General features: G+C 42.6%; 14 protein-coding genes and 2 tRNA genes. 8 read left to right on the forward strand and 8 right to left on the reverse strand.

Going from position 1 to position 19318, the window contains the following annotated elements:
- Positions 1-6 precede the first annotated feature (6 nt).
- Entirely contained in the window at positions 7-1125 is a 1119-nt protein-coding gene (gene asd, locus AB4138_RS04560; protein WP_017061186.1) for an aspartate-semialdehyde dehydrogenase, read from the reverse strand.
- A gap of 500 nt (positions 1126-1625) precedes the next feature.
- Here asd and nhaC point away from each other — a divergent pair, with 500 nt between their 5' ends.
- Positions 1626-3062 (forward strand): Na+/H+ antiporter NhaC, encoded by a 1437-nt coding sequence (gene nhaC, locus AB4138_RS04565; RefSeq protein WP_017063453.1) that lies wholly within the window; start codon positions 1626-1628, stop codon positions 3060-3062.
- A gap of 104 nt (positions 3063-3166) precedes the next feature.
- Here the strand turns inward: nhaC and AB4138_RS04570 are convergent, their stop codons facing one another.
- The 3 genes from AB4138_RS04570 to yejK all read right to left on the reverse strand — a co-directional run bounded on the left by AB4138_RS04570 (position 3167) and on the right by yejK (position 6935).
- Positions 3167-4345 (reverse strand): hypothetical protein, encoded by a 1179-nt coding sequence (locus tag AB4138_RS04570; RefSeq protein ID WP_017061188.1) that lies wholly within the window; start codon positions 4343-4345, stop codon positions 3167-3169.
- A 76-nt stretch (positions 4346-4421) separates the two neighbouring features.
- Positions 4422-5825: an Hpt domain-containing protein gene (locus AB4138_RS04575; protein ID WP_372305120.1), complete on the reverse strand. Its 1404-nt coding sequence runs from the start codon at positions 5823-5825 to the stop codon at positions 4422-4424.
- 105 nt (positions 5826-5930) lie between these two features.
- On the reverse strand, positions 5931-6935 hold the full coding sequence (gene yejK, locus AB4138_RS04580; protein WP_017061190.1) for a nucleoid-associated protein YejK: 1005 nt from the start codon (positions 6933-6935) through the stop codon (positions 5931-5933).
- A gap of 84 nt (positions 6936-7019) precedes the next feature.
- Here yejK and AB4138_RS04585 point away from each other — a divergent pair, with 84 nt between their 5' ends.
- The 6 genes from AB4138_RS04585 to AB4138_RS04610 all read left to right on the forward strand — a co-directional run bounded on the left by AB4138_RS04585 (position 7020) and on the right by AB4138_RS04610 (position 12454).
- Positions 7020-7247 (forward strand): YejL family protein, encoded by a 228-nt coding sequence (locus AB4138_RS04585; protein WP_004734063.1) that lies wholly within the window; start codon positions 7020-7022, stop codon positions 7245-7247.
- A 28-nt stretch (positions 7248-7275) separates the two neighbouring features.
- Positions 7276-9084, forward strand: a complete 1809-nt coding sequence (locus AB4138_RS04590; protein WP_017065981.1) for a DUF3413 domain-containing protein — start codon at positions 7276-7278, stop codon at positions 9082-9084.
- Between the two features lie 138 nt (positions 9085-9222).
- Positions 9223-9313: transfer RNA gene (locus AB4138_RS04595), tRNA-Ser, on the forward strand.
- Positions 9314-9731: 418 nt separating this feature from the next.
- Positions 9732-9822: transfer RNA gene (locus AB4138_RS04600), tRNA-Ser, on the forward strand.
- A gap of 90 nt (positions 9823-9912) precedes the next feature.
- Complete coding sequence (locus AB4138_RS04605) at positions 9913-11226, forward strand: tyrosine-type recombinase/integrase (protein WP_372057226.1); 1314 nt, start codon at positions 9913-9915, stop codon at positions 11224-11226.
- Positions 11227-11443: 217 nt separating this feature from the next.
- Positions 11444-12454: a hypothetical protein gene (locus tag AB4138_RS04610; RefSeq protein WP_372305123.1), complete on the forward strand. Its 1011-nt coding sequence runs from the start codon at positions 11444-11446 to the stop codon at positions 12452-12454.
- A 181-nt stretch (positions 12455-12635) separates the two neighbouring features.
- Here AB4138_RS04610 and mobV read toward each other — a convergent pair whose 3' ends face one another.
- The 3 genes from mobV to AB4138_RS04625 all read right to left on the reverse strand — a co-directional run bounded on the left by mobV (position 12636) and on the right by AB4138_RS04625 (position 15257).
- A complete protein-coding gene (gene mobV, locus AB4138_RS04615; protein WP_372158522.1) occupies positions 12636-13505 on the reverse strand; it encodes a MobV family relaxase in 870 nt (289 codons plus the stop codon).
- Between the two features lie 126 nt (positions 13506-13631).
- On the reverse strand, positions 13632-13901 hold the full coding sequence (locus AB4138_RS04620; protein WP_372057220.1) for a hypothetical protein: 270 nt from the start codon (positions 13899-13901) through the stop codon (positions 13632-13634).
- 510 nt (positions 13902-14411) lie between these two features.
- A complete protein-coding gene (locus tag AB4138_RS04625; RefSeq protein WP_372305126.1) occupies positions 14412-15257 on the reverse strand; it encodes a replication initiation protein in 846 nt (281 codons plus the stop codon).
- A 621-nt stretch (positions 15258-15878) separates the two neighbouring features.
- On the opposite strand from AB4138_RS04625, the gene AB4138_RS04630 reads away from it, so the two are divergent.
- A complete protein-coding gene (locus AB4138_RS04630; protein WP_372057217.1) occupies positions 15879-16871 on the forward strand; it encodes a tyrosine-type recombinase/integrase in 993 nt (330 codons plus the stop codon).
- A 270-nt stretch (positions 16872-17141) separates the two neighbouring features.
- Here the strand turns inward: AB4138_RS04630 and AB4138_RS04635 are convergent, their stop codons facing one another.
- The gene (locus AB4138_RS04635) at positions 17142-19268 is read right to left on the reverse strand and encodes a methyl-accepting chemotaxis protein (RefSeq protein ID WP_017071092.1); all 2127 of its coding nucleotides are present in this window, start codon (positions 19266-19268) and stop codon (positions 17142-17144) included.
- Between the last annotated feature and the right edge of the window lie 50 nt (positions 19269-19318).

The raw sequence follows: 19318 nt of genomic DNA on the forward strand, positions 1-19318 counted from the left end.
TGCCTATTACGATTTCTCAGCAAGGATAATGCGTAGAGTACGACGTAGTGGTTCTGCAGCACCCCAAAGTAGTTGGTCACCAACCGTGAAGGCGTTTAGGAAGTCGTTACCCATCGACATCTTACGCAGACGACCGACAGGTACAGACATTGTGCCTGTTACTTTCGCTGGTGTTAGCTCCTGTGCCGTGATGTCGCGGTCATTAGGAATCACTTTAACCCAATCATTGTGCGTTGCGATGATCTCTTCGATCTCGTCCATTGGCACGTCTTGCTTAAGCTTGATCGTTAGTGCTTGAGCGTGACAACGCATTGCACCGATTCGTACACAAGTACCATCAATTGGGATTGGCTGACCATCTAGACCAAGAATCTTGTTCGCTTCAACACCGGCTTTCCACTCTTCTTTACTCTGACCGTTTTCACGCTTCACATCGATCCAAGGAATCAGTGAGCCTGCAAGCGGAGCACCAAATTGGTCTGTTGGGAATGAAGATGAACGAATCGTATCAGCCACTTTCTTATCGATATCAAGAATTGAGCTTGAAGGGTTTGCTAACTCAGAACTTACGCTGTCGTTGATCACACCCATTTGTGAGATCAGCTCACGCATGTTCTTAGCACCCGCACCAGAAGCTGCTTGGTAAGTCATGGCACTCATCCACTCAACCATGCCTTTCTCGTACAGACCACCTAGAGCCATAAGCATTAAGCTCACAGTACAGTTACCGCCAACGAACGTGTTGGTGCCGCTGTGAATGCCTTGCTGGATTTGAGCCAAGTTAACAGGATCAAGAGTGATGATTGAATCAGCATCCATACGCAGAGTAGATGCTGCATCAATCCAGTAACCTTTCCAACCTGCTTGACGCAGTGCTGGGTATACTTTTGATGTGTAATCGCCGCCTTGACAGGTAATCACAGCATCAAGCTGTTTTAGGCTATCAATATCAAAAGCGTCTTGAAGTAGACCCGCATCTTTACCACCTAAAACAGGGGCAGGAATACCAATCTGAGATGTGCTGTAATAAACAGGCTCAATCAAGTCGAAGTCTTTCTCTTCAACCATACGTTGCATCAGTACAGAACCAACCATACCGCGCCAACCAACTAGACCTACTCTCATCGCTCACTCTCCATGTATAAATTAAAAATTGCTCTCCCCCATCTATAAGTTTTTCAGAAACAGAACTCAAGTGCTTTTTGTCAAAAAGTGTAACTTTTTCGTTTCTTTTAAGTGAACGTAATGAATCGTGCAGTTATCTCTGTATCGACATTCCATCTCCACCTCATTGATTAAGCGTCCATTATCGTCAAATTCAAACATTTACATCGCCAAAGTCGATTCAATCGACGCTCATCACAAACAGTAAATCCCTCTTTTAAACCAAGGTTAATCAGAGTTTTATTTTACAAAACGAAAACAACGTGCGACAGATTTCAACATGTAACAATCATGAATGTAACAAAAATTTAGATTATGAAACCACAATTGATTGAGTTAACAGTCAAATATCACAACTTGGGCGTATTTTTTCGATATAATAAACTAATTACTGTAGTGTCCGTTTTGCACCACACACTATAACGAAGCACTATAAATGCTCGAAATCACAAGAGGCTTTTATGAAGCAGAGTAAAACTCGCCTACCGAACCTATTGCAGGTATTCATCGCGTTAGGACTATTTCTATCCCTTGCTTTTTCCTTTACTGCAAAGCTTGACCTTCCAATTCAACTTGCCTTGTATATTGGCTGGTTCATTATCATGGTTCTTGGTATTCGTCTTGGACACCAATACAAAGACTTAGAAAAAGCAGCACTCAAAGGAATATCCAATGGCTTAGGCGCGGTTTTAATACTTTTAGCCGTTGGCGCTCTTGTTGGTACTTGGATCTCAGGCGGGATCGTACCTACTATCATTTACTATGGTCTGAAAGCTATCCACCCTTCTATCTTCCTTTTAGCGACCATGATCATCTGTTCTCTAACTGCATTGGCGACCGGTACTTCTTGGGGTGCTGCGGGTACAGCAGGTATCGCGATGATGGGTATCGGCCAAGGCCTAGGTGTTCCAGCACCGATTACTGCAGGTGCCGTGCTGTCAGGCTGTTACTTCGGTGACAAGATGTCTCCTCTTTCTGATTCAGTGATTCTGGCTTCTTCAATGTCTGGTGTTGAAGTGGTTGAACACATCAAGGGCATGCTTCCAGTTGCGTTAATCAGCTACGTGATTACAGGCATCATGTTTACTGCGTTTGGTTTCCACTACGCGGGCAACGTTGACATGAGCCAAGTAGACTCTGTAATCAAAGCAATGGAAGTTCAGTTCTACATCACGCCTTACTCATTCGTTCCGGTACTTATCGTGCTTGGTCTGTTGGCTTTCCGTATGCCTTCATTCCCGGTCATCAGTTTTGGTTCTCTGCTGGGTATTATCTGGGCAGTCATGATCCAAGATATCGACTTCCTAACGGCATTCAACACTGCTTGGGCACCGTTCTCAATCTCATCTGGCGTAGAGTTTATTGATTCGATTCTTAACCGTGGCGGCATGTCTTCAATGCTAGGTTCAGTTGCGGTTATCGTATTTGGTCTAGGTTTCGGTGGCTTACTGGATAAAGTGGGCGTACTAGAGACAATCGCTAAGGTGTTTGAGCGCCGCGTAAACAGCGCAGGCTCACTAGCGACGAGCACAATTGGTACGGCCTTCATGGGTAACGTGTTCGGTTCTGCAATGTACGTATCGTTAATCCTTACGCCAAAAATCTGTGCGAAAAACTACGACCGTTTAGGCTACAAGCGTAAGAACCTATCTCGTAATGCTGAGTTTGGTGGCACGCTAACGTCGGGTATGGTTCCCTGGAGTGATAACGGTATCTACATGGCGAGTATTCTTGGTGTTGCGACGCTGTCTTACGCACCGTTCATGTGGTTAAGCTTCATCTGTATCATCGTGACTATCGTGACATCTTACATGGGTTGGTTCGTTGATAAGTGTGAACCAACAGCACCAGCGTTTGAAGCTGAAGAAGCGACCGAGTTAAGCAAGCAACAAGCTTAAGTTCAGGAGCTAACGCTTTCGAACGTAACTCAAAACGTTAATGGATAAATGCAAAAAGAGCGCCCTAGAGCGCTCTTTTTTGATCTGCTGATTTACTTATTTATCTATTTATTGGCGGTTCGTTTACCCAACCAGTAACCGATGCCTAACGGTGCAAAGAACACTACTAAGATAAACAGGATGAAGTAGATAATCACACCTTTGATTAACTCCATTAGCTTATCAATCGCCAGTACCACCACCTCTTGAGAGACGCGATCAAGGTCTTGCGTGAACAGTTCTCTTTCTGAAGTCACAATGCCGGCAATCTCGATGCGCTCTTTCGCAATCATCTCTACTAGAGCTTCTCTCTCACGTGTCACCATTTTTTCTAATGCCACACGTTCATCACTCAGCATCGCTAATTTTTGGTCGGTTTTATCACTGAGGTCGTTGAGCAATGGTTGCATTTCTGTCGACATAATAGAAGCCAGTGTTTGCATGTACTCCGGATTGTTCTCAATGAAGTCTTGCATGCTTGCTGATGTTTGACGAAGGCTTTCCAGCGTCATCGATAGGTCTTCACCCGTTAGTGAGCTATTCAATGCAACCAACTCCGCTTTCCACGACATCAGTTTTGGTGTCTGGTCAGCCATAAGGCTTAAACGATCAGATGCGTCACTCATTGCTTCTGGCATGGTGCCTAAGCTCTGAACGATTTGCGATTCGTCTTTACCAAGGTAATTTAGCCATTCACGGTAAGCAGGTGTGCTTCTGAATGTGAGGTCTTTAAATGGGTGGCTAGCAGAAAACTGCGCAACGAACGCTTTGCTGTTTTTGAAATCACTCGAGCTCAATACACCCTTTGCCAGCTTCTCGGCTTCTTGATCAAGAAAACGAGCGGTCTCTACTGCATCATCCGTCGCGAACAGATCCGCGCCGTCGCCTTGGCTATAAAACTGATTCATTTGGGCAGTGAAAACCCACGAGTCAATTAACGCAGACATTGGGGAAGTTTGGTAAGCCGCTTGTTGTAATCCCTGCTCTGCATGGATCTTCCAAAGCAACACATAAGATTGATGTAAAGTGTCATCAGCAGGATAAAATTGCGCGATTAAATCAGCCGAGTCTTCTACTCGTGTAAAAAACATCTTGGCGTATTCACGCGTCATGAGCCGAGCATTTAACTCTTGTTGAGTGAGAGGCGTCGTTTGACTATCTAACTTAACTTCTAAGAGAGAACAACCACTTAGCACAATGCTAAGCACCAACACCATCCAACTTCGACTCGAAACTCGTAACATATAAACCTCTGACAAAGACTAAGGGCGCTGATTGTATGAGCGCTTCGTCAGAGTATTGTCAAAAATCCTGTAAAAGTTAACGCTGACTGTCTAAATATTCATGAGCAGAATCCACAGAGGCTTTTATAGCCTGCTCTAGTTCAGCTAAATCATGTTCACTGATCGCTCTGGACTGCTTCATTGTCATTTCAATGGTTGCGGCAATGATGGCTAACCGAGACGCTTTAATACTGCCAGCCACGCCTTTTAAGCTATGTACAATGCGAGCCGCGGAGGTTTCATCTTTGGTCAACAAAGACTTAAACTTCTCGTAGTCACCTGCGTGGTCTTGTACAAACACACCAAGCAAGAGTTCGACAGACTCAGCATCACCATCGAGCGTTTCTAACATGTCTTCGATATCAATCGCAGGCTTTGAATCTGTCACACTGGCAACGTGTTTCTCTACTACTGGCGCCTGTTCAGGGACTTGCTGAATAGAGTATTGCGGTACAACGGGTTGGCTTGTAACGTTAACGCTCTGCGGAGGTTGAGAGCCGGAAGACTGGCGCGTTGGCCTGTTCTCGGATACATAAGCGTCACTATCTGCTTGTTTCACTGCTGAGGAAACAACATCGCTATAAGAAGCGTCTTCCTTACTTGAATTAATTTCTAGTTCAGAGCTGAGTTCTTGGTCTGCTTCTTTCATCGTTTTTGTGGACCTAACGCCCCAAAACACTATCCCGCTCATCGCCACCAAGCTTAAGCCTAGCATCACCAACAATAGGTTGAATTGACGATCATGGAACTCAGCTTCGAGTTTTATGATCTGTTCATTTACTGAGTTTTTCTTAATCTTATCAACCAAATAGTTAAGCTGAGCGTAATCACTCAACAATGCTGACGCATCAGCCAGTAGTTGTTGGAGTGCATCTTGTTCTTCGTTTTCTAAGGAATAAGATTTTTCTAGAATGGAATCAAAGGCGCGATAAGTCGCTGACGAACTTTGATTTTCAGAATACATGGCTTCAAATACCACAACACCGAATTCGTTGAGGAGCGGTTTTAGCTGAGGGGAAAGCTCTTTATCAGCACGTAAGATCTTAATGTTATCAACGATGTCTTGAACTTGGCTTTCTATTGGAATGAACTCATCGAACTTTTCTAGGAACTGATCAGCTACGTACAACAGTTGGTTGACATCAGGACGAAACAAGGCGTGTTGGAAATCAGATTCAATCTGCAGTCGGATCGAATAAACCAACTGAGCATCGAGTGCGAGATCATTGATACGAGAGACTCGAAGCGGTTCTGAGAAATAAAGCGATTGCCTCAATTCGTTGACTCGAATACCGAGCTCTTCGATTTGAGCTAGAGAATTGGTGTAGGAACGGCTTAGATTAAGAAGAGCCAATGAAGGAAGTAACCACAGAGCCAAGAGCACAACCAAAAAGGTGGCTGGTTTTTTAAAGCGTTTGGGCTTTGCTACTGATTGTTCCATCTATATTCCTTGTGCGTGTTAACTTGAAGCCATGACCGTAGCTAAAAGATTAAGCACAAAATAAGCGACAACGTCCTGCTGCCGCTTTTATCCGTTAACTTCGGACTATGACTTATTGCGAGTCAGTTGGTCACGTAAGTTCGGTGGAGTGCCTTTAATCGTTAGCGTGTCTGTCTCCGGATCGTAAAAGATACGTTCGCCTAGAAGCAGACTATCAAAACTAACATTCAAACCGCCACCAGCACCAACAAATTTTGTTAGTTTACGCATAGTTGCGCGATCGGCTGGGAAGCTGTCTTCTAACTCGTAGCCTTGCTCACTAGTATAGTCAAAGAAGCTTGTGCCATCTGTGCTTGCTGGCAACTCACCAGAAAGTTCACGAACTTGTACTTCATCGCCCGCTTTAAGCTGCTCGTTACAGTAATCCGCAACCTGCTTTTTGTAGCTGATCGCTTCTTCTTTCTCTAATTTAGAGTCAGAAACGAAGTCTTCTACCGCTTGCATCAGTACTTGGTTCTGCTGTTTCGCATCCAAACCAACTTCAGCTTGTAAGAAATCTAAGAAGAAATCCGCGACTTTACGGCCAACACGTCCTTTAATGTAAGTTAAGTAACGGTTTGACTCTTTATCAGTCTCATAAGTTGAAAGGTCTAGACGAGCCGCGATATCCATTTTTGAGATATCAAGGTAGTCAGTCGCACTAATATCAAGCCCTTCAGTTACCTTTAGGCTTTGGTTTGAAGGCAATAAACCAATGAAAAGATAATCTGTTGCAAGTGACTGATATTCAGCCATTACCAAGATACCTTCGTCAGCGAATGGGTACTTTGATAGTTCATCTTTTAGACGTTGCGCACTCTTTTGAGAAAAATCGTAAAAGTTTGTCTCACCAGCACGAAGTTGATGCAACCACTGCTGGAATTCGCTGTCAGATTTGAAAGAACCAAACCCTTTGCCTGCTTTTGAATTAAAAACACGGTGAAGTTCAGCAACTAGGCTTTCAGATGAAGCATCGTTTTCTAGAGATTCAGCACGATAGTTAACAATCAGCTCATCCTGATCGTTCTTGCTCAGCTGGTGTAAAATTACGTTGGAAAGGTGAAGGCTCATAGTGAAAATATTACCGTTCAGGTTTCAGTTGTCGTGCATAGTAGGTTATCATAAGCCGCTTTTACTATCATTATTAGAGTCCTTATGCCGATTATATCTAAATACACAGATGATCAAGTTGAAAAAATCCTAGCTGAAGTAGGTGCTGTACTAACTAAGCACAAAGCTTCGCCAGAACTTTCACTGATGATCGCTGGAAATATCGCAACCAATGTCTTAAATCAGAATGTTGCTGCTTCACAACGCAAAGGAATTGCTGAAAAATTTGCCGAGGCTTTAATTTCTTCTCTTGAAGATAAAAAGTCTCACTAAATTTGATTGACGGATAAAAGAATTATAAATGGTAGACAGCGCAAACTCATATAGCGATCGTGTATCTCGACTGGTTGGTTGGGGTCACTGGTTTGCATTTTTCAACATCATTGCTGCGATGTTGATTGGTACTCGTTATATTACTCAATCTGCTTGGCCAGAAACCTTGCTAGGCCAATTCTATTTGGCTGCATCGTGGGTTGGTCATTTTGGCTTTTTAGTGTTCGCGCTCTATCTATTAGTGCTGTTCCCGCTCACTTTTATTCTTCCGTCGAGGAAGTTATTACGTTTGGTTGCCGTTATCTTCGCGACCATAGGTTTAACTGTCCTACTGATTGATACTCAAACGTATCAAAATATAAACCTCCACCTGACGCCTGTCGTGTGGGAGGTTTTATTCAGTGGAGAGGAATCTGCATTCACGTCTGATTTGCAGCACCTCTTCATTGTTATGCCGCTTATCTTCTTGCTGCAACTCGGTCTATCTGAGTGGGTTTGGCGTAAGCAGCGTAAACTGTCTCATAAACACATTGGCCGTCCGATTACTGCCGTCTTCTTCTTGTGTTTCATCAGCAGCCACTTGACCTACATGTGGGCTGATGCGTACTTCTATAACCCAATTACTAGCCAGAAAGCGAACTTCCCACTGTCTTACCCAATGACAGCGAAAAGCTTTATGGAAAAACATGGCCTATTAGACCGTGAAGAGTACCTTGAGCGTTTAGAAGCGAACAAAGAGAATGTAAACCTAGTTAGCTACCCGCTAGAAAAAATTCAATACAACCGCCGCAGTGATGATCTTAATATCCTGATGGTGAGTGTGAACAACCTTCGCTCTGACGCTCTTAATGCGACAGCGATGCCAAACAGCTATGCCTACGCACAACAGTCGATCAACTTCACCAACCACTACAGTTCAAGTAACGATATGTTTGGTATTTTTGGCTTGTTCTACGGCCTACCGAGCAGCTACGCAAGCAGCATTGAAGCTCAGGGGTCAAGCGCAGTATTGCTCGATGTTTTAGAGAATCACGATTACAAGTTCGCTGCTTTCAGTGGCGACAACTTTAGTGATGCACTGTACTCGGATATCATCTTCCGAGGCCGTGATGTGATGCCAGAGCAAGCAACTTATGATGACCAGAGTGCCATAAAAGCTTGGTCTAACTGGATTCAATCACCGCAAGCTAAACGCCCTTGGTTTAACTTTATTGAATTAACCACACTGGATAACTTCGCCAGCTACGATTCAAGTTCAGAGTCGGACTCTACGCTAACGACAGCAGAGCGTTTTGCAGCAGACTATCAAAAGTCGGCGACAGCGGCCGATGCTCAGCTAGCAACTATCTACGCTGAACTGGAACGCTTAGAGCTTGCCGATAACACGGTGGTTATCATTACCTCTAACCACGGTACTGAGTTTAACGAAACCAAAACCAACAGCTGGGGTGCAAACTCCAACTACAGTCGTTATCAGTTACAAGTACCACTGTTTATCAGCTGGCCTGGCAAGTCTGCTTCTGAATACACCCACCGTTCTAGTCATCTAGACGTGTCAGTAACACTGATGCAAGAGCTATTGGGTGTATCTTCGAACCCAACAGATTTCAGTAGTGGTCGCAGCCTGTTTAATGAACGTAACAGAAAGTGGATTCTCGCGGGCGACTCTCGTGAACTTGCTCTTGTTACTGACCAGCAAACAACGGTGTTGGATAAATTTGGTAACTACAAATTGTACGACCAAAATTACAAGCGCCTGAAAAACGTAAGCCCTCGCTTACCTGTGTTGATGCAAGGCCTGACAGAGCTACAGCGTTTCTACACAAAAAATGACTAAATAATCAGCAAACAGCAAAGGGAAGCCAATGGCTTCCCTTTTTTATTGCCGTGAATGATTAGAAAACAAGCAACAAAACAAAATTATGAAAATTAAGGGTTTACAAGATCCTCCACCCCTTATATTATTCACGCCACTGGAGGGATGGCTGAGTGGTCGAAAGCACCGGTCTTGAAAACCGGCAACCGTTAATAGCGGTTCTAGGGTTCAAATCCCTATCCCTCCACCACTTTAAAGAAAGCCGCTGAGAAATCAGCGGCTTTTTTGCATCTGAAGCTTTTTAAAATATAAAGCTCATCTAACAAAACTCTCTACAGTCCCAGTTTCAAACCCATTCACTTTATACCTAGTTTTAAATTCCGATCTCACCGTTCTAAACTAAAAGTTCATGCGCCTAAGCCACTCCCCTCATAACTTTACCTGCAAGCCAATTAGATACTTTCTTTTTTAATAGCACAGAAACACTTCACGTATAACAAAAGTTGGGAATACTTGGCTTATTGAATATTAGATTTTGTCGGCTTCTTAATAAACCGAACAATAAATAATCATTCAGAACAAAAACACCAAAAAGCGTTCATAAAAAAAGCAGTCAGTTAATAAGGGTATTTACAAGCGAAAGCCACCCTTATATTATACGCGCCATTGGAGGGATGGCTGAGTGGTCGAAAGCACCGGTCTTGAAAACCGGCAACCGTTAATAGCGGTTCTAGGGTTCAAATCCCTATCCCTCCACCACTTTTATAAAGCCCAAGTCATTGATTTACAAAGACTTGGGCTTTTTTCTTGTCTACGATTTTTTGCATGATCCTAACAGGTGTCACGATCATGTATCTAACAAAGAACCGCAACTCCAATTACTACACCAGAATTAGCTTACCTGCCCGACTTAAAGCTTTGGGCTATCCAAGCGAAATCCGATTCTCGCTCCACACTAAAAATCGTTCTGAAGCAATAGACCGTTCAGTCATGGTGTTGCACATCGTGAGGCCTTGGATCAAGACACAATCAAGCTCCCCATACTCCCCTGAATCTATACAAGCACTCCGTAGTAGAGTTAAACATCTACAGAATAGAAGTTTTAATAGCACCTCTACTGCTTCACGAGATACGCTTAAGGGTGTAGTACCCCATAAGCCTAAGCAACTCCCAGAAAAGGCCAATACAACCTATTTAAATGACTTTCTTGAATTTAAAGAGAAAAGCGAAATACGTTATAGTTCGATATCATTGTTGAAAACCAGAATTAGCCACTTCATCAAACTGTTAGACAAGCCTTTAAAGCAACTCACTTACAATGATTCCTTACGTTATGAGGATACGTTGCTAAATATGAAAAATAGCTACAAAACTAAGAAAGAGTACCTTTCTGCAACAAAACAATTCTGTGAATGGTTAAGAAGAAAGCAAGTAATAGCCACCAATCCCCTTGCTTCGTTAATGATCAAGATTCCTGCTAGCGCCAAAGCCAAACCGTCTTCTCAGCGAAATCGCTGGAGCAATACGCAACTTGATACGCTCTTTAAACATCAAAACTTTACTAGAGTTCCAGATTTAGACACTGACACACAAGTCATGAAAGAAAACTTTTGGCTTCCTTTTTTGCTTCTTTACACTGGGGCAAGATCAGGTGAAATATGTCAATTAAAGACAAACGACGTATATCAAAAAGAGGGGATTTGGTGCATTGATATCAACGATAAAGGTGATGATCGACATTTAAAATCTCACTATGCGAGTCGCATTGTACCGCTGCATTCATGCTTGATCGAACTAGGCTTTATTGACTACGTTAATAACCGTGTAGAGCACCAACAAGTAAACCTGTTTGGCTTCAAGCCAATCGGTATTGATAAAGATTGGTCAAAGTCATTCGCTCTGCGATTTAGCAAAGTGCTTAACCAGTGTGGCTTCATCGAAAAAACACGACCTACATTGCATAGCTTAAGGCATACTTTTATTGACGAGCTTCAACAAGCGAGCGTAGAAGAGTACATCACTAGCGAGCTTGTAGGCCACAGTAAACAGACATTGACCTATGGTCGATACGGTAAGAGCATCCAACTTTCTGTGCTCTCAGAAAATATTGAAAAGCTCCGCGTATGCCGATGGTTGCGAACACTTCCCTCCAAATCAGAATAAAATTTAGCATCACAAAATAATCTTAATTGACTAAGTTTCATTCGCGCATTTTATGATAATTCTCTTATAAACAAATGGTTACATGTTTTGCTTTGTATCATGATGTGACAATAAATTAATATGCATTCGCTTTATAACCTAATGGTTAATATCAAACTATTAGGTGCTGTCAGTGTAGTTAAGAAACACCCAAATTAATTATCCAAAGAGAATGAGTATGAAGTTAAAACATTGTGCGCTGATAGCGCTCACAGCGACAGCCCTAATCGGCTGTAAAGATGATAGCAGTGATGACAAACCACCCAAAGAGTCAGTGCTTGAAATCTTGACAGCACTGAACAACAACCACTTTACTGAACTTCGTGTCATTCACGACTACAATTACCCTCTAGACCTTGATAGCTACGACACAAGGCAAGGCCATGACGGTGATCGCCATTTTTGTTACCCCTTAGATGAGAATGATGAAGAGAACGGAATCACTACCAGTGTAGCTCTATGCGCACTTGACCCAAGTGATCCACCAACTCAAGGTGTATTATCGCGCTACAAAGCTGAAGGTGATGACTTGATCCAAATCTTCTTCAACGACCCTGACGGGGTAGATAAGCCCATACCAGATGCAATATTTGAAGCCATTGCGCACATAGAAGATGTGGTTGGTCGTCCAATGTTCAAAGATGTAGATACAGAAGGTAAATACATGACGAAAGTCTCGATACCTGAAGAGAGTTTTCCATGGCCTACAAACCATGACAACCGCTACTCCGATGCGGAAAATACGCACAACGCAAGAGGCGGAATTATCATTTCAACTGGCACGGAGTCCGATAAGGGCGAAGGCTTCTACTGCGGATCTTGGGCAGCTACCCCGCGAGGTAATATAGGCTACCACTTGGTTAATGGCAACAACGAATTCACAACCGATGAAGGTTTCGGATGGATTCACCTCCCTGATGAAAATGACAAATGTACTGCACCAAAACTCCTGATTGTTCACGAGCTTGCTCACGCACTTGGGTGGGTGAACTTTGGCGATTCATTTAAACAGCCTGATAATCTAAATCTAAGATGGCCTGACTATCAGCACTTCCGAGGCTTCGGTTGGGACGGCGTATGGAGTGACCATGCTGATGACGTACTGTACACGCACTACAACCTACCTATAGGCACCAAGACAGAAGATCTTGAAGCGGCAATTAACGCACTTCCACCACGAACAAAATAATTGCTCACATTGATAATAAAAGGGGTGCCAACTGGCATCCTTTTTTCTACCTGAATACCTAGAGGCACATTATGGGCGGCGCATTATTAAAAGACTTGACCATACTAATCGATAACTACATGAAATTTAGGAGTGGTCGAAAAGTAACAATAGCCACCCTTCTAAAACCATTCATACTTTGTCATCTTAGCTTGGGATGTGTTTTCTTAGCTGATACCTGTATGTTCTTATCTAATAACTCAAAAATAACCTCTGAATTAAGCATGTTGGAGAGTTCTTTCTCTACAGTCAGTTGATAGTCATAGATTAGCTGTGCTCTAGTGGGTTCCTCCAACTGACACCCCAACTTACCCTCTACTTCTTGGACACAACGTTCTATAAGGCTTATAAAATGCAGCTTAGTTACGTCCACTAAGTTCGCCTTCACATCGGTGGCGATAACTTGAGAATGCTGACGCAAATTTTCTCTGATTTCTTCTATTTCGGCATAAAAAGCTTTAATAGTGGTATGACTTGCCTTACAGCCATGTCGGGGTGGAATGATATCTGGAATGTACTTACGCATGGCTTGATTATAACTGCGCTGCATGTCTGCTAACTGCCATTTGTTAAACAGGTCTCGCGCATTTAAAACTATTCTACCATCAGGCTTTTCATCGATAGGGACAACAGTAAAATGCATATGGGGACTCAACTCATCAAGGTGCACCACCGCACTCACCACGTTGTCACCAAACCGCTCTTTGAGCCAGTCTCTGGTTCGATTTGCCCATATATTAAGGTTCTTATTGTCTTTCAGAAGTTCAGGCGAAAGAGTCACAAGAGCGTCCATCGCTAACACTGCATTTTTACGTGGTGGTTTAGTGAGTCGTTCCAATCGAGACTGGACGTCTTTGCTTAGATTACCGCTGCCGAAGAAGGTGTGGTTTCTCGATTTTTTCGCTGAGTCAGCATTTGGGGTGTCTAGGTGATGGCGGAACTGATGCGCTCCACATTGGCGGATGTTCGCCATATTTTTGATCTTTTCAAACCGTAATATTGTCGTTGCCATATACTCTTTTTAATAAAAGAATACACATTCTCCACATGTATACACAATCCCCCGACAATCGAAGATTGTGTACTCACTATACAATCTGCGATTGTGCTCGGGGTTTCACCCAAGAAAGCGACCACTTTAGATATCGTTAATTACTAAATGGTCTTCGGCAAATTTAATGGCTCTAGCATCATTAAACATGTTGTTTAAAAAATCGATACGATCTTTGAGGTTTACGACTACTGTGTCTAGGCTCTCACCATCCAAGTAATCCCCAAAGCTGTAGTAGATTTCCAGAGCCGAATCTGGCTCACCTTTAACCTTGTATTTATTGTGTTTATTTATAGCCCATAGCGCAGCTTCAAATTTAAGATCTTCAATATATAATTCTTTTTTAACATTACTCATTTTAAGCATTCCTCAAAGCCGTGAAGTTGTATTCCGTTCATTATTTTTCACCAGACTAAACTAATCAACACAACTCACGCCCAAATGAGTGTAAGCCTAGGCTCATACGAAACTGGGCGCGCGACACTTCTCAGAAAAATTAGAAGCTCTTCTTGTATTTAGGTGTCAATAGATCTGCCTTAATCATTAGCAAGTAGTAGATCCACAGAGAATCTTGCTCTCTCTTCATTGCATTCAAAAATTCTTTGCGAGCTTCGGTGCGTAGCCTCAACACGATCAAACGTAACTCTCGATCTGTTTGAAGTCTATCTTCCAACATTTCTCGAATGACCGCTTTGCGTATTGCTATAGATTTTCGGTCACAATCTTCAAGCAATTTATTCAGCTCATGGATGGTACTAAACAACTTCAGCCTGAGTTTGTCATCATCTATGAGCTGTACAAGAACTCGGTTAATGGTAGATATTTTCAGATCAAAAAAATTCATTTACTTGAAGTATATGAAATTTTTTAGGTGGCGGATAACTTCACCGATTGCTTCTCCACCTTAAAAATAACCCGTTGGAGAGGATGACCTCTTTTTTGTTTATTGACGATTGTTTCAACGGTAACCTTCAGGTCTGTCAACTTCATCACTTCTTTAAGAGGCTTTTCGATCATTCGTTTATAAAAGTGCTTTTCCTTGATACCGCCTTCAAGTGCAAGCCGATTTCTCAATGTATTAATGTCGATAGGAAAACTATTTTTTTGCTTGCCTTTGAGGCAGTGAAGCATCCAGTGGTAATAGCGCACTGCTATTGATGATTCAAATTTAAAGGCATGATTTATGTCTACTTTCTTGTATCCTCTCACCCCGATGATAAACGGCATGAATTCTATCGAGAAAGTGAGTAACAGGCATTTTAACTTGGTATCTGGGCATTTCACGATTGATGCTGACTTCAGCACATCTATCACCTCAGAGGACTTATCCTGATTGTTTAACTTGATTTGTTTGTTAACCAGTGAATAAGCGGCATTAACTATCGGGCTGTACGACTTGCTCTTGCTATTACAAGATATGGCGTTGTGCATGTCTTTAAGAGGAAGCAATATAGAGCGATTTTCAACGCTTCCATATTTGTGGATCGCATCGCACTCCGCCGAAGACATAAAATTTCCGTCTTTAGCAAAATATACCGACACATCGAACCGATTAATAACATAGTAGATCAAGCGTATTTCTTGAATCGACATGTCATAGTCGGCAAATACCCACTCATTTTTGAGCTTTAGTATGCCACCACTATAAGGACATGGTGGGGTTAGATCATTTAGATTGATTTGTGGTAAAGCTTCAGTTTTTGTTTGATTCATGATTTTTGTTGAAGGTTAATGAATCAAAATGCCACCTTCAATAGCAACTCAAAAATTTTCCCTTAATTTTGTAACTGAAAGCCCCACTCATTGTCATCACAACCCTTTTCGTTGTCCCATAACAAGCAATATTCCCCACGAGCTGTACCAAAGAATCGCTGCAGCACTTGGTGCTAATGACCTGCGGAGACCCTTAGTATCTTTTCTTTTAAGATCTAGATTACTACCTACTACTAAGTCACATGAAACAAGTGACGGGGTGATCGACAAGCGATCTAAAGCCAACAGCAGCGACTTCGTCGCGGATTTTGGAGGGATAGGTGCAATATCACACAAACCACTCCTTCAATGATTACGTATGCGGCACACCTGACCAATATCATTGTTTATCGTTTCTGTATTGACTCTGTTCTACACGGGCATTATCTAGTGATTTTTCATCGTTTAGTGCAAAAAAAATTTTGCCACAAGATTTGAAGCATTTTAGGCACTTAGGTTGTTTTCGCACTAACCTATTAATAATTATGGATTTTTAATTGTCCATTTGGGCGTGAGATGTATTGAACCAAACCTTTTGGAACGCAATAATTTTCTCAACTTAACGCAAATAAGAAGTGGAAAATGAAGCGTCCAACCTCAATCACAATCAATAAACTGAACAAAAAATTTTTAGAGCATATCAAGCCACACATTGCGGAATCTACGTATCTTGGCTATTGCAGCTATGCAAATACTATTGATAAATTCATCGGTGACCAAAAAGTAGCAAGCATGACGACTCATGATCTTGAAGAGTTTGTTAATGTGACGATGCTTAGCGCAACTAAGCCAAACGGTGACGTTGGTTACGCTAAAAAAACTCGGAACAACTACGCATCATACTTAAAGCGTATTTTTTCATATATCTACAAACAAGGACTACTCAGATCTAATCCATGCGCTGAAGCGCTTGAGGTTTTAGGTCGTGATGAAGAGGTTGTTGCAAAGCCGTATACGAATGATGAGATTGCTGTAATTAAACGTATTGCCAATGACGATAGTGATTTGTTAACCAGCTACATGGCATTGATTCTTTTGCTAGCGATCTGTACGGGGCTGCGCCCATCAGAGTTAGTTGCGCTGACGTTAAATGACTTGCGTAAAGGAGATACGCCTGACACATTTGAACTTGTAATTAACAAGGCACTAGCAATAACCACCGCAAGGAGCACAAAAAACCGAAGCTCAAATCGAGTGATTGTACTTAATACATCAAGTGTTGAGGCTATCAAAAAAATTTCAAACCGAAACAACATTGGCTTCGAACAGGCTGTGTCATCCAGCTCATCAGAGCTGCCGCTTGTTCGAGATCCGATGACTAACCAAGCATTTGTTAATCCCAAAAGTTTATATAATCGTAGTAAAGCCGCTTTAAAAAACCGCGTTTGCTATAGAGGTGTACAGCCTTGTCGACATTCTTTCGCAACAGTTTGTGCTGATGGAAACATTTCATTTGAGAATATTGCGTCAATGTTAGGCCATAGTTCAACAACAATGGTGAAAACTCGTTACGCACTATATAGGAAAACAGCAGAGGGTGCTCAGGTACTCACCCAGATGAATAATCTATTTTAAAATCAAAATACTCAATACAAACCGTTCACCTTGAACGGTTTTTTTTCGTCTCCTACGGCTATACAGGTGTACCTAAAGAGTGTAACATTTGTCTAAATATTACAAATTTTCAAGCAGAAAATCATTTGTAATTCATTGATTTTATTATAAAAGATGGTGGGGCTATCTAGTTTTCAAATCCCTATCCCTCCACCACATTAAAGAAAGCCGCTGAGAAATCAGCGGCTTTTTTGTATCTGGCGTTTGCGTAAAGAACTTACGTATTTTCCACTACGCCACCTTTCGGCTCACTTCAAAACGCCCAATCAATTGGTCTAAACGGCTCAATGCATTGCCCATCAAGGACACTCGACGTGCGAGTTGCTTAGTAGACAGTTGTAAGTCAGATATTGAACGTTGGGCTTTATCTGCCGTTTGTCCATTTTTCTGACTGTTTTCATCTAAGTTAGACATCGTGGTAAAGAGGTCACTCACCGCTGATTGAATTTGCTCACTGCGAGCATTTGAGTCGACTGTTAAGTTTCCTTTACTCACATTCTCGACACCTCGCTCCATGGACTCAACAGCACTGCGAGACTTACTATGCAGCTCTTTCATTAGGTCACTAATATGGTTAGCAGCTTGTGAAGTTCGGTCAGCCAGAGTTCTTACTTCAGAAGCGACGACAGAGAACCCTCTCCCGTGTTCACCTGCTCTTGCCGACTCAATGGCCGCATTCAAGGCCAAAAGGTTAGTCTGCGCGGTAATGTCAGTAATGATATCTATAATGTCAGACACCTTAGTCATTTCATTATTCACCTCATTCACGCTATGCGCCGAGCTTTCTACGATATTGCGAACAATCTCCATGCCTTCGACGGACTGATTGTACTCCTTCTCTGCGCTCAGGACGGCTTGTTTCATCACCGTGTCCATTTGCGTTGCTGAGACACTCGCATGAGTAATTTCGCTCTGTTGATACTGACTCAACTGAAGCATATTGCTTAACGCTTGTGATGCATCATCACTGGTTTGCTTCATCACGACACTGCGACGAAACATCGATTCCGAAACCTCTCTAACTTCGTGACTCGCATGGATCAACTCACTCACCGTGTTATCTAAATTGTCGATAAAACTGTTAGTCCAGCGCCCTAAGTTGCCAAGTTCATTATGACTGAATGTGGTGGGATCAAGTCTCCGACTTAAGTTGCCATCACCTTCAGCTAAGGTCTGCATTACCCCGGTCATTTCATGAATCTTCTTCGCTAGTGGTTTGGCGCTAACTAAACGGAATAAGCCCAATGAAAGCAACGCGCAAGCGAACATAATGCCACTCTGCATAAAAGGTGTGAGTGTATAAAGGTTGGCAAACAGTAATGGAACAAATAGAGGCAGTAGCATGCAGCTGATAAAGTGCTTAGATAAGGTATAACTTAGACTTCGGTCTCTGTAGACCTCTTCTAAATCGGACTCACACATCATGCCAAAGGTATCTGGTGAACCATCCAATTGAAAAGTGATACCTTTGCCAATAACGGGTATGTGGCGATAGTCAGAATACCCCGGATAACCAATAAACAAGTTATTGCCATTTTTAATGGTTTCTCTTACGCCTGGGTGAAGCTGATTAGTGGCTGGGTCTGTAAAACGAATCTCAAATTCGGTGTGGTGCTGGATCTTAACCGTTCCCCAATCAGTATGAATCCCTTGCTTTAAGTTCTCGCCGTGTGAAAAGGTATTATCTTCAAAGCGAGAACGAGAGAGCGCAACACCCGGCTGAGTATGAGGATCATGAATGGAGTCGACCATAAAGATATAGTTATCACCCGACTCGCTATAAATATGCCCCGCTTCTCTTTGAATAATGTCACCAATAACATCATTTGGAACACGACCACATAGGAATTGCGGCGCCCCTTCATCCCGAGAAAATGGGACATAAAACATCAACGTCACTTGGTCATGAAACGATGAACTCGAGGCCCCTACGTTCAACGTGCGTGGATCCATATACGGCCCATGAAGATAACGCTTTGAAGCCCCTTCAACTAAAGCCTTCTTGTCTCCAAGAGTAACCCCTATATGTTCATGATAACTCGATGCTTGTGCGATCCCCTTGGCATCGACGATCGCCAACTCAGAAAAATCCGTACTGCGTTTAAGAAGACTAGCTAACGTCCCCTGAGCTTGTTCTTCCGTTCGACTTGCTAAATAAACCGCAGAGTCTTCTAAAAAATCCCATTGATTCTTGACCCAATTATGCAGAAGTTGAACTCGCGTGTGAGCAATACTTTCAAAAGCTTGTTCAAGCTCTTCCGTCCTACTTCTATTGAGGAAACAAGCTCTGCGCATAGCCAGTTTTCCTGTTGCGCCAAACCAATTAAGCCAACTACGTTCCTTGTCCGTCAGGTTCATTTTTATCCCTTGTGTTTTTATAGACACATAGGTAAAGCAATTTACAGACC

This window comes from Vibrio sp. 10N.286.52.C3 (assembly GCF_041468865.1).
GTDB classification, from domain to species: domain Bacteria; phylum Pseudomonadota; class Gammaproteobacteria; order Enterobacterales; family Vibrionaceae; genus Vibrio; species Vibrio crassostreae_C.